This is a genomic window from Mucilaginibacter sp. CAU 1740, assembly GCF_039839285.1.
Lineage (GTDB): Bacteria > Bacteroidota > Bacteroidia > Sphingobacteriales > Sphingobacteriaceae > Mucilaginibacter.
Genome location: NZ_JBDOQS010000015.1, coordinates 98101 through 113582 on the forward strand (window position 1 = coordinate 98101; position 15482 = coordinate 113582).

Below are 15482 nucleotides of genomic sequence, written 5' to 3' on the forward strand. Positions count from 1 at the left end.
TTTAATTCAAGGCTACCGATTAGTCAACAGGCAAGGTAACAATCCTCTCTGTGCCTTTAACCTTAACAAAACCCATCTTGCCATGCTTATAGGCCTCCATAGTATCTGAAAGTTCGGCGGCAGAACTCATGGCAAAACTACCTGCCTGGTATATTGGCTCATGGATCGCTTTTCCGCTGATAAAGAGGAGTTGGCTTTCGCGGATACCCTCAAAACTGATCGTCTCATCTGCCAATGCCCCTCCCATCGCAACAACGTCTCCTTCATTTAGTAACCGCTCACCGGCCTTATTACTTAACTTCAACTGTCCCGTAACTAAGTAAACTGTTCCGTTCCAACCGGCAGGTAAAGCGTGTTTATATGAACTACCCGCGGGCAAAAACATATCCAGAAACGTTAAAGGTTCGGGAGTAGCGGCTTCATTTATGGTATTTCCCGTACTGCCAGATACAACCCTTACCCTCGCACCGTTTTCATTTATCTCCGGAATTGTATCACTGTGAATATGATAACTGGCCGGCACCATCTGCTTTTTGGCCGATGGTATATTGATAAAAAGCTGAAGGCCATTAATGTGCTGTCCGTCAATTTCGGGAAACTCATTATGAACTACTCCCCTGCCGGCAAATGTCCATTGCAGGCTTCCGGGCTGGATCACAAGGTTTGTACCTATCGAATCGAGGTTTCTGAAAGGTGCGGAATCTTCAAACAAATAAGTTATTGCCGACATCCCGGCATGTGGGTGCGGACCGAAAACATCACTTGATAATTGAAAATGATCAAAACCTATAATGGGATCTAAAAGGCCATCTAACTGTTGACCAGAGATTCGCTTAGCAGTGAATACGTTATTGCCGCTAAGCAAAGCGCTAACAACCGGCGACATTTTTAAATCACTCATGATACTTTCTCCTCACGGCTAATGAACCTATCAATGCTGAGTTTGCCACCGCCCATAATTAGCAATGTTACGGCAATGCCTATCAGCAATAAATGGTATTCAAAGCCTTCGCCTTTTTGGTTGCCCATCCAATTCATGAAAAAGCCGCTTGGCAGGTGTACCTTGATGATCATGCCCAGGAAAAGTATAATAAAGGCGATAGCGAATGGACGGGTAAACAAGCCTAAAAGAATGAAGATAGTCCCGAAAAATAAAAGGAAAATGGTTAAGAAGCTGATAATTGCCGATAAGCCCTGCTGCTCAAAATATCCCATCGACGCGCTGAAACCATACCCGCCAAATAGCCCGGCAAATAATTGCGCACCATGCGGCCAAAGTACAAGGGCCAATGTTATACGTAAAATTAAGGCAGAACTTTGTGCCTCTGTTTGTGTGATCTGTTTAATTAGTGCTTTCATTGTTATAAATTATGAAAGCAAAATTACAGGGCAGTTCAAACCCTTTTCATGAAGTAGTTTATGAAATAATCTTAAACAAGTACAAGATTTCAGCGCTTTGCAATGCGGGCTTTGATCTTGCTTAAAAACTCGGGGGTAACGCCCAAATAGGATGCTATAAGGTATTGCGGCAACCTGTTTTCAAGTGCCGGGTATTTTTTAATAAACCGGATATAACGCTCATCGGCTGTGGTGCTGATCACGTTGAGCAAGCGCTCGTTGAGCGCGACAATGGAGTTTTGATACAATTTACGGAAATAGATATTGAGCGCGGGGATGGTTTCAAATAACTCATCTAACTTGTCCTTTCGCAATACCAGAATCTCGCCGTCTTCCAGGGCTTCCAGATGATACTTGGCAGGTTCGCCGGTAAAAAAGCTTCCGAGATCGGTTATCCACCAGCCTTCGGCAGCAAAGGCCAGGGTATGTTCCACACCCTCAGGGTCAAGAAAATATAACCTCAAACATCCCTTTACTATAAAATTCTCGCTGTTACAATAATCTGGAGGTTCAATTAACAGTTGGTTTTTGCGGGTCTTTTTAACCTGCATGGCCGCGCATATCTGGTCGGCTTCGGCATCGGTTAGTTCGATATGGTTTTTAATACTTTGAATTAGCAATTCAAACATAAACAGGGAGCTAAAATCCAAAACTAATCATTAAACCCCATAATGAAAAAGCCCGCCAATAATAACAATGGCGGGCTTTGATCATCAATATTTAAGCTGAAGCGTTAGGTAATACCCCCGCGGATCGGAAGGTAAAATACCCGGTCCGGGGTAACCATCGGCACGGCGGGTAAAGTATCTCTTATTCGCCAGGTTATTGATACTACCCAACAGGGTGATCCAACGCCAGTTATAACTCGCGCTTAAATCCATTACCTTGTAGGCAGGAACAACGCCGTCAACCGCCCTTGGCGAAAATTCGGCATTGGTAGCATCAGAATATTGCTTGCCTACCTGCGAAAACTGGTACGAGATATCAAACTGCTTATTACCGAACGAGATCCCGGTGCGGAACAACACCGGCGGAACAAACTCCACCAGGTTATCTTTTTTAACCGATGCATCCTCGCTGCTGATGTAACGGGCGTCTATCAGCGCAAGATTGGTGTAGATGTTTAACTTATATTTGCTTGTCCCTGGCGAGATCGCTTTTAAAATATCTGCCTCAATTAAACTTTCAAAGCCTATGTTGCGGCTATCACCTATATTTTTGCGTAAACGGTAGGTTTCCAAACCATCGGGACTTTTTACGTTTACCGATCCTATACGGCTGTTATATTTTAAATAAAACAAACTGAGGTCATAACGCATCCAACGGCCTAAATTGCCACGGATACCACCATCAATGGTATAACCTTTTTCATCCTTCAGGGTCGAATCGACCCGGGCGTTTGGATTAAGCACCCTAATATCGTTAAAATTTACACTGCGATAGTTCTGCGAGATATTGGCATACAACTCAATGCCAGTCACAGGTTTATACGAAGTACCTACACCAAAAAACATAAACGAGCGGTTGTTCTGTTTTTTTTCGGGATGTTGGATGTAGTAAAAATCTGGATATGGGCTTGACCTCGTGGTATAGTAGCCATCTGCCTTAGTTGAGATAAATTCAAACCTCGCGCCAGGTGTTACGCTCCATTTATCTGTTAGCTGAAAAATATTCTCGGTAAACAACGCCACATTAGTTCCCGGGAAACGGTAGCTTGAGCTGCTCGGAAAATCGCCCGTATATTTAAAATCCGGACCGCTGCCGTCATTGGCATTGCCCTGGTTACGCAGCGTAAGGCCTTTATAAACACGCACACCAGCTAAAAAGGTACTGGTTTGTTTATTACTCAATTGATATTGATGCAGCAAGCGCAATTCCGATCCGTAGTTTTTATAGGTATCATCTAAAAGGTCACGCGCGCCTCCGGGATCAGGGCGATCAATATAGCTCAGGATGCCCAATGCTTTACGGCTGGCGTGTAAGGTATAGATACGCCAGTTAATTTTTGTATTATCATTCAATTGGTAATCGAGGGTAAGGGCACCCAGGTTCCAATTAACTTTAAACCAGTTTCGCGACCTTACCGAAATAGATGGATCGATGACAAAATCGGCATCTGTTAAACCGCCAGGCAATTTAGCCAGGTAATCCATATAAGTGTACTCGCCGGTTATCTTCAGTTTATTGGTTAACTGGTAATCGAGATGCACGTAAGTGCCGTGCTGATCAAAATGACTGTTTGGCCGCCAGCCATCACCTTTTTTATACTGATAATAGGCATAGTAGTTCAACTTTTTATGCGTACCACCAATGCTGTTAAACGAATTAAAAAAGCCGAACGATCCGCCGGTTTGCCTGCTCGTGATCTCGAAAGGCTTATTGGCAGGCCCCTTCTTCATCAGAAAATTGATCAAGCCACCAAACTGCGTTCCGTACTGCAAACTCGCCGCACCACGAATGATCTCGATCCGCTCCAATGCCTCGGCCGATGGTGTGTAGTAGCTTTCGGGATACCCAAGCGCATCTGCACTGATATCGTAACCATTTTGGCGGGTATTAAAGTTGGATACCCGGCTCGGGTTTAAGCCACGGCCACCAATACCCAGTTGCAGGCCTCCCCCATCATACTCAATAATATTGATACCAGCTACCCGGCTGTAGATCTGCCTTGTGTTATTGGTAGCTAGGTTAGCATTAAGTTTAGTTATGTTTACTACTTCGGTTTTCTTTCCTGCGTATATAGCCGTACCCTCTACCTGCTTTAAATTGCCCGAGGCATGGGTTGAGCTTATATCATTAATGCTTACCTCATCCAGTAGGTTTGCATCGGCAGCCTCGAGTTTTATATGGAGGATAATATCCTGCGTAGTTAAGTTAACATGCTGCCTGTAAGTTTTGGCGGTTAAAAAACTTATAATTATTTCATATTTGCCGGGCTTCAGATTACTAAACTGAAAGTGGCCTTTTTCATCACTTATTGCTTTGCTGTTTTGAGGCATTAAGCTTACCGTTGCACCAGCCACTAAATTATTATCAAAAGCGATATTGCCGCTTATGTTACCGGTTTGGGCAGATACGGCCAGGCCAAATAAGTTTAGCAAAACAGCCAATAGATAGCTTTTTTTATTCTTCATTTTAAATTATAGGGTAAAACCCAGTTATAATGTTGCCAGCTAAGCGGCTGCGAAGCCAGGTTAACTGTTGTATCAATAAACTGGCGCGAACGCCTGCCGTTAAGCGTCACATAACAATCGGCATACACTGCCGGTTGCTTGATGCCCCGCTTTTGATAAACCGAGGCCAGGTAATGCGCGTAACGCAATATCATATCGGGTTGGGTACTCATCATTTTATCCTGCAACGGGGTTAGGAACTCACTGTTATTTACCTCGAAGGTTTTTCCGGTAGATGGCTCTTTTACATAGAAAAATGTATTGCCCGATTTTTCCATCAGCATTACCCGCCAGGAAAAGCGGTAGCCTTCTTCGTTCCAGAATAAACTATCCGGATAGGCCAGGAAACGTAAAGGCACAATTACCTGTAACACTAAATAGGCCATGAACATCCACTTCAAACCGCTACTCGCATTCGCTTTATAATCATGGCTTGTTAAAGTATCAGCCTTGTTCCCTGCTATAAAATCGATAACCTTTTGATGAGTCACCGAGCTAAAAAACACGAGGCTGCTCAACATCATCACATAAGGGAACATGCCGATGGATGGAAAAAAGATAGCTGTACACACATGAAATCCGATCACCACAATGAATGCCCATGGCCGGCTGCGATGGTTGGCCATAAAAAAGACAATGAACAGATCATAAACTGCACCAAACCAGCTAAAAAAGTAGGCAACCCAGTCTTTATACATCAACTCGCCTACAATAGGTAAATGGCTTTTGGCGGGCAACCAGATCTTCATGGGGATAGCATCCAGCATCCAGTCGACATTGAGCTTGGCCAAACCGGCAAAAAAGTACACCACACCCAGTTGTAGGCGGATAATGCCAACCATCCAAAGCGGCACATATGGTACTTTCTGTTTGGGCTTAAGCCTGGCATCAACAGAAAACATACCGGCCGCAGGTAGCCAGATCATTAAAAAAGCTACCAGGCTTATAAAGTAATAATGATTAAGATAGTTGGTAACGTCTATCAGTTCGATATAGGTAAACGATAAAAAGAATACCACAATAGCCACCCGGTAAAACAGGCCGATTGCAACCAATACTGTTGCCAACAGCATCACCCCAAAAAGCAAATGCATCCCAGTGTTACCGAGCGGGCGTACCCACTCAAAGCCCATATAGCTAAAATAAAAGCCGGGTTTTACGTACAGGTCGTCGATCCAGCCGTTGAGCCAAAACCTTATGGTACCCGCAAGCATCATCAACCCAAAAAGCACCCTGAATGTGGCGAGCGGTGCCGCTGATACAGGTTGCTGAAGATGCTTAGCTTTCGCCTTAAAAAACGCCGAAATATTCATTGCCAATGTTTAATCCCCGTCGGTATCCTGGTAAGTGATCCTTACACCTGTTGCTGATGCTACGTCTGTTTTTATCAGCGTTAACAATATTTGTATTTCGCGGTAAGCGGCATCCACTTGTGTTTTATTATTGAACAGGGCACTTGAAAGCGGATCAGGAATCGCTTTTAAGCTATTAATGGCCACATCAAATTGCTTCAATACATCTGTGCTTAACTGCTGCTTATTCAACGCTATCAAGTAATCAGACATACCTTTGCCACTCCCCCCGCTATTAAACATGGCCTTCAAATTGGTTAAATTTTCAACTGCCAGCGCTACTGATATCCCGGCCTCATACCCCTCGGTATTTTGCGGGTATTGCGTACCGCCCGATTGTTTGCCATATGGCCAGCCAATACGAGGGCCTTTCATTTGATCCATCTCGAAGGCAAACTGGTTGATCATGAAAGCGATCGGGCTGCCCGCGTCGGATTTGGTATTGCCGGTAAACTCGGCCCTGTAAGTGGTTTTCCAGCTATTTAATACCGATGCGGTAAGAGTTTTCATTCTCGCAACTACGTCCCGCACGTATTTTTTATAGTTGGCACTGTTGGTAGCTGTTGCTTTTGAAACAGCATTAGCAGAAAACAACAGGTAATCTAAAGCTGGGAAGCCTTGTTGATTTATGGCAGAATTTATGCTGAGATCATAAGTGCCACGATTAATATTGCCATCAATCACCGCGTTATCGGTAGGGAAAGTATTCAGGAAATTGTTGAACAATACCCTCTCGGCAGGACCAAATTGATCTACACTTACTTTTTCAAATTGCAGGTAAGCCGTTTTAAAAACAGGCAAGAGCGCTTGTTGTGTCGTGGCAGATGGACTGTTCAGGAAGTCGTTTACGCCAGTTTCAAGCGCGTCGATCTGTTGTTGCAGGCCGGTGTAAGCTGGGATAATTAAATTATTGGCGTAGTTGCTAAGCATAGCCCCTTTATCAAAACCGTTCACGGTTGGCTGTGTATCGCCCGAACCTGATTTTTTTGAGCAGGCAATTACTAAGCCTATTGCCGTTACAATAACCAATGCACCGAGTCCTTTTTTTGTTGATATCATTTTGTGCTGATTTTTAAAATGATATAAGCCCCCTGCGGTATTTTCAACCACAGGGAGCTTACAATTAAGTATTTATATAAATGATTTGCTTAAAGCTTATAGGTTGCTTTTAATATAGTTTGCGCCTGAACCAGTTTGGTAAAATTGGTTTCGTTGATAAGCGTATAAAAATTTGTACCGATGATAGATTGCAGGGTCTGGAAATCGGCAGCAGATAGTTTGCTGCGTGTTGCGCGGTATTTGAAGCACGAAATGAAACCAAAACCTTCAGATAACGCGTGGAACTGGGTTGCCAGGTTACCAACGTTAACCGAACGGGTTGGGATAGTTACATACTCCAAAGCGGCAGCGGCAGCCAATTGCTCCCATTTATCCTGGATGATAGCGATCTGCTCTTTAACCACGGTATAATCTTTAGCACCTATAGCAGCACGGCCTTTCAAAAACGCGCCGAAAATAACGCCGCCAGCCTGGATGCCTTTACCTCGCTCGGCCAGGTAGCCACCCCATAACAATGGGCGATCAAGATCGGCAGCGGTATAAACTTTAGTAGTATCGTAGTTTTTAGGAACGCTCAGGTAACCAAAAGCTTCGTCCCAGTGGCGTTGCATAGCTGTAGTACCGTTAGTTACAGTAGTGTTATCATCATTAGGTACAGCGTTAAGGATATTAACGGCTTCTTTAAAAAACAAAGCGCCCATCATACCTTTAGCAACTGCCTGGTTGTATTCAAGGCCTGTAGCGCTAACCAACCTTTTGGTTGTACCGCTAACCACAATACCTGCCGAACCGTTAGTTGCTGTAACAGTGTTTTTAGTGCTGTTGTTAGCTTGCTCAGTAAAATAGCCTGTAAATACAGTCGCGTCGGCAGTTTTTGAAGCCAGGGTAATACCCGATGTATTTAAGGTAGCATCAGTAAAAGGCGCGTTAGTGTTGTTAAAATAGTCGCCTGCTTTTGTAGCAGTGATGGTAGCATTATTGGCCGAACCAAGGTAGGAGTTTAATTCAACACCCATTTTTACGCGTTGTGTAGATGTGGTATAATCTGCACCGGTAAAATCGTACGTGGTAGGTACGGTGTAAGGTTTAATAGTTTCGGGAGTGGTGTTTTTCTCTTTCGAGCAAGAACTTACCATAGCTACTCCGGCTACAAGGATCGTTGAATAAAGGAAATTTCTTTTCATCATCATTTGATTAATAGATAGTATTTATTTGTACTAAGTCTAAATAAAACTTATACTTGCAGCAAAAGTCTAAGTCGATTCTAAAGAAATTTTAAAGAATTGATTTTTCATGAAAAAAGCCTGCAAGCACCCATGAAAGTTTTATTTGTTGAAGATGAGCCAGTTTTGGCCGACGAGATGTTAGGTTACTTTTCATCACAGGGTTTCCTGTGCGAATCTGCCCCAACGTTTTCTGCCGCGTCCGAAAAAATTGAATCATACAATTACGATGTGGTTGTGATCGATATCGGTCTGCCTGATGGATCGGGCATGAACCTCATCCCCTGCGTATCTCGGCAAAATGAGGAAACGGGCATTATGATCGTATCGGCAAAAAACTCGCTCAACGATAAATTAGAGGGGCTTAACCTCGGCGCTGATGATTATCTCGCTAAACCTTTTTATGTAGAGGAGTTGAACGCGAGGTTGCATGCGCTATACCGCCGTAAAATGTTGAAAGGGAACAGGCAGATAGTGTTTGATGATTTTACGGTAGATCCGCAGTCTAAACTACTGTTCTTTAGGGGCAAAGAGATCAGCCTCACAAAAAAAGAATACCAACTACTGCTTTACTTCCTTGTAAATAAGGAACGTGTGGTAAGCAAGCCCTCTATAGCCGAACATATCTGGGGCGATTATTTTGACCAGGCCGATAATTTCGATACCGTATATGTGCATTTAATGAACCTGCGTAAAAAGTTAACCCAGGCCAGCGGAAAGGATTATATTAAAACTGTTTACGGCCTTGGTTACCGTTTTACCTGCTAATGAAACTGCTTGTTAAAACCAGCCTGTATTATTTTTACGCGAGCCTTGTATTGCTCATAGTTTTTGGCGGACTGCTATTTCTGATCCTTAAAAATGATATCTCCGACGAGATCCGCGAGCAGCTTGATTTGCAGGTAGAGATGATCTCGTCCGAGCTAAAACAGGGAAATACAATCCGTTATCCCTTAACTACCATAGAAAAAACAACATCCGTACGCCCCGGGCATTTTAGGGATACCCTCATTTATGATCACTATCAAAAGCAAGTTGAAGATTATTACGCCTTCAGTACTACCAAACAAATAAAGGGGGAATATTATGTGATCACCGTAATGACAACCTATATTGGCTGGGAAGAATACTTTAAAACCATAGGCCTTGTATTTTTGATATTAGGGGTTTTGTTATTAACAACAGGTGTTACAGTCAATTTCTTTATCAGCCGTAAAATATGGCAGCCCTTTATCACTAACCTCGCTTCGTTAAAAAAACACGCGCTCTCTTCAAAAGAGGAACTGGTTTTGGTTAATACCCAAACAAAAGAGTTTGAAGAGCTGAATAACGTGTTGATGGATTTTGCCTTACGGGCGCAAAACGAGTACCAGGGCTTGCAGGAGTTTACAGAAAACTCATCGCACGAATTGCAAACACCTATCAGTATTATCCGTTCGAGGTTGGAAAATTTGGGGCAGATGGATCTTAATCCCGAGAACACAAGATACCTGCAAGAAGCCCGAGATGCGCTTGCACGCCTTACTAAAGTAAATAAAGGGCTGTTGTTATTGGCCAGGCTGTCAGGCACTCAATTTCCGGATGTGCAGCAGGTATCGCTTTCGGCATTGCTAACCAACCAGGTACAGCAGTTGGAAGAATTGTTTACCAGTCGGGATCTGCAATTACATACCAATATTACTGATTGTGTGGTTGATGCCAGTCCGCACCTTGTTGATATTTTACTATCCAACCTGCTTTCTAACCAGCTCAAATACGCCACTGAAGGGTCCGCGTTGCTTATCACGCTTAATAACAAAATGATTGATTTTCGTAACGAGGGACCTCCGCTCCCCTTCGCACAATCTGATATATTTAACCGCTTTACAAAAGGCGATCCGCGGAAATCGGGCGTTGGCCTGGGTCTATCTATCGTAAAAAAGATCTGCGATCTGCATCAGTGGGGCATCACTTACAGCTATGAATCGGGCGTACATATTTTCAGCATAAATTTCACCCGTTAAAAGCAACAAAACTGCATCGGCAAGCGTTTACCTGAAACTAATTGAAACAGAGCGTTTTGTTAAAATATGCTAAAACAACAGGCTTAATACAGATTTATGTGGTAAATTAGGACAAAATAGAAACACGATAATATAATTGAATGACTGTATAAATACCTGCTATATTTTTTCATCAATAATTATTTATTCAGTTGGCATTTATTTTCTGGGATCACTCTACCTTCTTGACTACAGTCATTCGGAATAGTATATCATTCCGTGGCTTTCATAAACTTAAAAAACTTGCTTTTTTATACCTGGTTTTGCTTTCGCTAAATGTGGCGGGGCAGGAACAAAACAGCGCTGCTACAGATAAAACCACGAAGGTAAGCGGTCGCGTTACTGATGCTTCATCTGGCGCTCCACTCCCATTTATTCGCGTTGGTTTCCAGGGAAGTTCTATCAGTACCAGTACCGATAATGATGGAAATTACACGTTGAGTGCACCTGGCTTGTTTAGCGAAGTTACGTTTTCATCAATGGGCTACATGCCTGAGCACCGTAAAATAAATCCGGGACAGACCAATGCTGTATCTTTAAAGCTGAGATACGCAGAAACGCAGCTAAAAGAAGTTAAAGTAACATCGGCTAAAAAGAAACGGTACCGCAATAAGGATAATCCCGCGGTTGAGCTTATTCAACAGGTTATTGATCATAAAGATCAAAACCGGATGCAAGCGTCAAATTACCTGCAATATGACCTGTACGAGCGGATAGCGCTTTCGTTTTTCAACCTATCGGAAAAATTTACGAACGGGCGCTTCTTCGCCAAGTATAAATTTATGCTGGATAGCACCTCAAAAATAAGCGGTAAAACACAGGTATCATTACCCGCATTATTTAGCGAGAAGCTTTCGAAAAATTACTACCGTAAAGACCCCTCTAAATCTATCCAGATCATTAACGCCCAAAAACAAACTAATATCCTAAAGTTTATCGATACTGCCGGTCTTGAGGTGTATCTAAACCGCTTATATGGTAACAACGTTGATATTTATACCAACAACATCTTTATTATCAATCGGCAGTTTCTAAGCCCGATTGCAGATCACGCGCCAAACTATTATAAGTTTTTTATCACCGATACCATTAAAACCGCGCCCGAAAAACTGATTGAGATAAGCTTTACTCCACGCGCCACCGGCGATATATTGTTTGAAGGTAAGCTGTATGTTACCATGGATGGTAATTACGCCGTTAAAGCCTGCGAGCTGAACGTAAACAAGGAGATCAACATCAACTTTATGCGCAGCCTTAAAATACGGCAGGATTTTAAACGTGATTCGGGCCGCTACTTCCTGGCGAAAAGTAATGTACAGGCCGATTTTGGTTTCCTTAAAGATAAAGGCATCGGCATATTTGGCGACCGAACGGCGGTGTTTACCAACTACAAACAAAACGCGCCCCAACCCGATACTTTCTACGACGGCAAAGACCAGCAGGTACTTGAAAACCCCAAACAAAACGATACCAGCTATTGGGCACATAACCGTCCGGATACGTTGACCCATCAACAAGCCACCGTTTATGCTCATATCACAAAATTGGAGAAACTGCCCGCCTTTAAGCGCGATACATGGATAGCCTCAACGCTTACAGGCGGTTATGCCAACTGGGGACCGGTACAGTTAGGGCCACTCGGTTCTACCTATGCCCATGATAGCCAGGAAGGGTCCCGCTTTCAAATAGGTGGCCGGACAACACCCGGCTTAAGTAAAATTATTTACCTTGATGATCATATTGGTTACGGTTTGAGAGATAAACAGTTAAAATACAATCTCAATACCTACATCTCATTAAACAAAGTATCACCATTTAAATACCCACGCGATTATTTCGAGGTTAGCTACCGTTACGACGCCGATTTGCCAGGCCGGAGCATGGCCGTTATCCCGGAGCAAGCGGCGCTTACATCGTTCAGCACCGGTAAAACTGATTATTGGCTGTATAACAAAACCTATACAATAGCCTACGCCAGGGATTTTGAAAATCATTTTTCGTTCAACGTAGCCCTCCGTAGCTGGAACCAGCAACCGGCTGCTTTTTTACAGTTCAAATCGAACAATGACAATGCTGCCCTGATCCGTAACTTAACCACCAGCGAGGTTGAATTAAACATGCGGTACGCTCCACACGAACAGATATTACAAGGTACCCAGGAACGCCATACTATCAAGAGCAGGTTTCCCATTCTTAATTTAAAATTGACCCATGCGTTTAAAGATGTGCTTAACAGCTCATACACTTACAATAAGATAGATGCCAATATTTACAAGCGATTCTATTTCTCGCAGTTAGGCTATGCCGATATTACGCTGATCGGTAATTTAACAACCGGCAAAGTACCGTTCCCGTTGCTTAGTATTTTAAATGCCAACCAATCAATAGCTTACGATGAGGACGCCTATAACAAAATGAATTACCTGGAGTTTGTGGCCGATCATTATGTTGGCATTAACTACACCCAGGCGCTTAATGGTTTTATTTTAAATAAGATTCCGCTTATCAGGAAATTAAAATGGCGTGAGTTTTTATCATTCAAAGTATTGTACGGCGGTATCCGCAATGAAAATAACCCGGCACTTTCAAAAAACCTGTACCTTTTCCCGGTAGGTGTGAACGGATCAAGCGGCACTTTTGCTTTGGGCAATGCCCCTTATGTTGAAGGAGGTGTTGGCATCGGCAACATCTTTAAATTTTTGAGGATAGATGTGATCAAGCGGTTCAACTATCTTGACCATCCGGGTGCTTCGCCATATGGAATCAAACTTGGTTTCCGTCCGCATTTATAGATAAAATTGAAAAAGTAAGCATCAAACAAGAAATTTCAGTACCATGATTTTTGGTTCAGTTTGCATTTTTTAGCTATAAAACAGCCTCATTTGAGTGCCTTTGAAAAAAATATTAAAAAAAATTACATTACTAACAGTTTGAGCAATAAAAGCTTACGTGCTATAAATATGCGCATGGCATTAAAATCTTAAAATCAAATTTGGCAATCCGCCCCGGATTTGTACTTTTGTCCCCGGAGAGTTGGCAGAGTGGTCGATTGCGGCAGTCTTGAAAACTGTTGAACTGTGAAAGGTTCCTGGGGTTCGAATCCCTAACTCTCCGCCAAGTATTATTCAATTAGGATCAAAAGCGCTGTAAATAAACCATTTACGGCGTTTTCTGTTTTTAGCCCATACCAAATTAAACCAATGAATCGCTTTGCCCCAGTGACCTGCCGGTGACCTTTTTTAAGGTATTTTTGCAGGTCACCGGAACGCTTATAAGTCACTGTTATTGAGCCTGTTTAATATTTAAACATCTTGATTACAGGAGGATATGTAACTAATTTTATTCACTTAAAAGCTTCAGCGATGAACAAATCTTTTAACCTCCTCTTTTACGTAAAGAGATCAAAAACAAATGCCGAAGGCCTCGCCCCCGTTTACCTGCGTATCACTATCGATGGCGTGCGCATCGAAGTCTCCTCTAAACGCTATGTTAATCCCGACAAATGGAATACAAACGGCCAGAAGTTAACCGGGAACAATGAGGATACAAAAAGCATCAATGCCTACCTGAAAACATTAGAACACCAGGTATACGATGTTCACCGAGATATGATAGAGCATAAATTACTAATTACTGCTTCCAACTTAAAAGACAGGCTCCTCGGCGGAAAACCCTCGCCCGGAAAAATGCTGGTGCCAATATTCCAGGAACATAACCGTCAGGTTGCAGCGCTTATTGGCAAAGAATATGCAAAGGGGACGCTTGACCGGTACGAAACAAGCCTGAAACACACACAGGCGTTTTTGCAATGGAAATTTAATTCATCAGATATTGACATCCGGGCGATTGATCATGAGTTTATTATGGCCTATGATTTTTATCTACGTTCGGAAAGGAGTTGCAACAATAACTCAACCGTTAAGTACCTAAAAAACTTTAAGAAGATCATTCTGATCTGTATTGCCAACGGCTGGCTTGAAAAAGATCCATTTGTCAAATACAAGCCGAAAGTTAAAGAGGTTAAAAGAGATTTCTTAAACGCTGAAGAACTGGAGGTGATGGCAAATAAGAAACTTGTCAGCGACCGGGTATCACAGGTAAGGGATATTTTTCTTTTCAGTTGCTACACAGGCTTAGCTTATGCGGATGTGAAGAAGTTAAAACGTTCAGAAATCGTAACCGGAATCGACGGACAGAAATGGGTTTATACAAGTCGCCAGAAAACAGATACTTCTTCCCGAATTCCTTTACTTCCCCAGGCAATGGAATTGATGGCAAAATATGAAGAGCATCCACAATGCGTAAATGATGGCTTATTGCTTCCTGTGTTGAGCAATCAAAAGATGAATAGCTATCTGAAGGAAATAGCTGATGCCTGTAGCATCAATAAAGAACTAACCTACCATATTGCACGCCATACCTTTGCAACAACCGTAACGCTTGCAAATGGCGTTTCTATCGAAAGCGTATCTAAAATGCTCGGTCATACGAACATCAAAACAACCCAGCACTACGCGAAAATCCTTGATATGAAAGTCGCCCAGGATATGTCTAAGCTAAGGCAGATTTATTAAAATACAAGCTATTCGATAACCATAGAACCAATTATGGCTCTATGGTTGATTATCAGATTTATAACCAACACATACATGGACAATACAAAATCAGTATCAGACGATATCATCATGACTAAAATCTACTATATCAGGGATCAGAAAGTAATGCTGGACAGCGACCTCGCGGAGCTTTATGGTGTAGAAACACGGCGTCTAAACGAACAGGTGACCAGAAACATCGACAGGTTCCCGGATGATTTTATGTTTAGATTGAATGAATCCGAATTTGAAAGTTTGATGTCGCAATTTGCGACATCAAAACGTGGAGGCAGGCGAAAACTTCCCTATGTTTTTACGGAGCATGGCGTATTGATGCTTTCGAGCGTGTTAAACAGCAAACAGGCTATCCAGGTCAACATTCAGGTTATGCGGATATTCAACCGGATAAGAAACATATATCTTGATAATACAGAGCTCCGGTTAGAATTTGAACAAATCAAAAGTAAGTTGGTCAGGCAGGACAAAAGTCTTGAGTTGGTATTTGGATATCTGGATGAACTTATTGAGAAAAAGTCGCAAGCAATGGAGAGAAAAAAAATTGGCTACATGCCGGATACAGATAGTTTCTAACCGACAGAAATTGGTACTACCTTATCTTTTCGAAGAATACCGGCATGGA

12 protein-coding genes and 1 tRNA gene are annotated in these 15482 nt (G+C 42.7%); 6 read left to right on the forward strand and 7 right to left on the reverse strand.

Features of this window, described 5'->3' with window-relative positions:
- Positions 1–19: 19 nt before the first annotated feature.
- The 7 genes from AAFN85_RS26520 to AAFN85_RS26550 all read right to left on the reverse strand — a co-directional run bounded on the left by AAFN85_RS26520 (position 20) and on the right by AAFN85_RS26550 (position 8172).
- On the reverse strand, positions 20–901 hold the full coding sequence (locus AAFN85_RS26520; protein ID WP_347530903.1) for a pirin-like C-terminal cupin domain-containing protein: 882 nt from the start codon (positions 899–901) through the stop codon (positions 20–22).
- The gene (locus AAFN85_RS26525; RefSeq protein ID WP_347530905.1) at positions 898–1359 is read right to left on the reverse strand and encodes a DoxX family protein; all 462 of its coding nucleotides are present in this window, start codon (positions 1357–1359) and stop codon (positions 898–900) included. The genes AAFN85_RS26520 and AAFN85_RS26525 overlap by 4 nt, the downstream gene beginning before the upstream one ends.
- An 89-nt stretch (positions 1360–1448) precedes the next feature.
- Positions 1449–2027, reverse strand: a complete 579-nt coding sequence (locus AAFN85_RS26530; RefSeq protein WP_347530906.1) for a Crp/Fnr family transcriptional regulator — start codon at positions 2025–2027, stop codon at positions 1449–1451.
- 84 nt (positions 2028–2111) lie between these two features.
- On the reverse strand, positions 2112–4532 hold the full coding sequence (locus AAFN85_RS26535; RefSeq protein ID WP_347530908.1) for a TonB-dependent receptor: 2421 nt from the start codon (positions 4530–4532) through the stop codon (positions 2112–2114).
- Positions 4529–5884, reverse strand: coding sequence for an HTTM domain-containing protein (locus tag AAFN85_RS26540; RefSeq protein ID WP_347530910.1), 1356 nt, complete (start codon positions 5882–5884; stop codon positions 4529–4531). Before AAFN85_RS26540 ends, AAFN85_RS26535 begins: the two co-directional genes overlap by 4 nt.
- Before the next feature lie 9 nt (positions 5885–5893).
- Positions 5894–6982, reverse strand: coding sequence for an imelysin family protein (locus tag AAFN85_RS26545; RefSeq protein WP_347530912.1), 1089 nt, complete (start codon positions 6980–6982; stop codon positions 5894–5896).
- Positions 6983–7071: 89 nt separating this feature from the next.
- Positions 7072–8172 (reverse strand): DUF4856 domain-containing protein, encoded by a 1101-nt coding sequence (locus tag AAFN85_RS26550; protein ID WP_347530914.1) that lies wholly within the window; start codon positions 8170–8172, stop codon positions 7072–7074.
- Positions 8173–8298: 126 nt separating this feature from the next.
- Here AAFN85_RS26550 and AAFN85_RS26555 point away from each other — a divergent pair, with 126 nt between their 5' ends.
- The 6 genes from AAFN85_RS26555 (at position 8299) to AAFN85_RS26580 (ending at position 15433) form a co-directional block, all read left to right on the forward strand.
- On the forward strand, positions 8299–8973 hold the full coding sequence (locus tag AAFN85_RS26555; RefSeq protein ID WP_347530915.1) for a response regulator transcription factor: 675 nt from the start codon (positions 8299–8301) through the stop codon (positions 8971–8973).
- Positions 8973–10208 (forward strand): HAMP domain-containing sensor histidine kinase, encoded by a 1236-nt coding sequence (locus tag AAFN85_RS26560; RefSeq protein WP_347530916.1) that lies wholly within the window; start codon positions 8973–8975, stop codon positions 10206–10208. The genes AAFN85_RS26555 and AAFN85_RS26560 overlap by 1 nt, the downstream gene beginning before the upstream one ends.
- A gap of 224 nt (positions 10209–10432) precedes the next feature.
- The gene (locus tag AAFN85_RS26565; RefSeq protein WP_347530917.1) at positions 10433–13039 is read left to right on the forward strand and encodes a DUF5686 family protein; all 2607 of its coding nucleotides are present in this window, start codon (positions 10433–10435) and stop codon (positions 13037–13039) included.
- 235 nt (positions 13040–13274) lie between these two features.
- Positions 13275–13364: transfer RNA gene (locus AAFN85_RS26570), tRNA-Ser, on the forward strand.
- A gap of 245 nt (positions 13365–13609) precedes the next feature.
- A complete protein-coding gene (locus AAFN85_RS26575) occupies positions 13610–14821 on the forward strand; it encodes a site-specific integrase (protein ID WP_347530919.1) in 1212 nt (403 codons plus the stop codon).
- A gap of 75 nt (positions 14822–14896) precedes the next feature.
- Positions 14897–15433, forward strand: coding sequence for an ORF6N domain-containing protein (locus AAFN85_RS26580; protein ID WP_347530921.1), 537 nt, complete (start codon positions 14897–14899; stop codon positions 15431–15433).
- Positions 15434–15482: the final 49 nt, after the last annotated feature.

Excerpts from the sequence above, each read along its gene's own strand:
- AAFN85_RS26520 (WP_347530903.1), bottom strand. The coding sequence starts at position 901 with ATGAGTGATTTAAAAATGTCGCCGGTTGTTAGCGCTTTGCTTAGCGGC.
- AAFN85_RS26525 (WP_347530905.1), bottom strand. The coding sequence starts at position 1,359 with ATGAAAGCACTAATTAAACAGATCACACAAACAGAGGCACAAAGTTCT.
- AAFN85_RS26530 (WP_347530906.1), bottom strand. The coding sequence starts at position 2,027 with ATGTTTGAATTGCTAATTCAAAGTATTAAAAACCATATCGAACTAACC.
- AAFN85_RS26535 (WP_347530908.1), bottom strand. The coding sequence starts at position 4,532 with ATGAAGAATAAAAAAAGCTATCTATTGGCTGTTTTGCTAAACTTATTT.
- AAFN85_RS26540 (WP_347530910.1), bottom strand. The coding sequence starts at position 5,884 with ATGAATATTTCGGCGTTTTTTAAGGCGAAAGCTAAGCATCTTCAGCAA.
- AAFN85_RS26545 (WP_347530912.1), bottom strand. The coding sequence starts at position 6,982 with ATGATATCAACAAAAAAAGGACTCGGTGCATTGGTTATTGTAACGGCA.
- AAFN85_RS26550 (WP_347530914.1), bottom strand. The coding sequence starts at position 8,172 with ATGATGATGAAAAGAAATTTCCTTTATTCAACGATCCTTGTAGCCGGA.
- AAFN85_RS26555 (WP_347530915.1), top strand. The coding sequence starts at position 8,299 with ATGAAAGTTTTATTTGTTGAAGATGAGCCAGTTTTGGCCGACGAGATG.
- AAFN85_RS26560 (WP_347530916.1), top strand. The coding sequence starts at position 8,973 with ATGAAACTGCTTGTTAAAACCAGCCTGTATTATTTTTACGCGAGCCTT.
- AAFN85_RS26575 (WP_347530919.1), top strand. The coding sequence starts at position 13,610 with ATGAACAAATCTTTTAACCTCCTCTTTTACGTAAAGAGATCAAAAACA.
- AAFN85_RS26580 (WP_347530921.1), top strand. The coding sequence starts at position 14,897 with ATGGACAATACAAAATCAGTATCAGACGATATCATCATGACTAAAATC.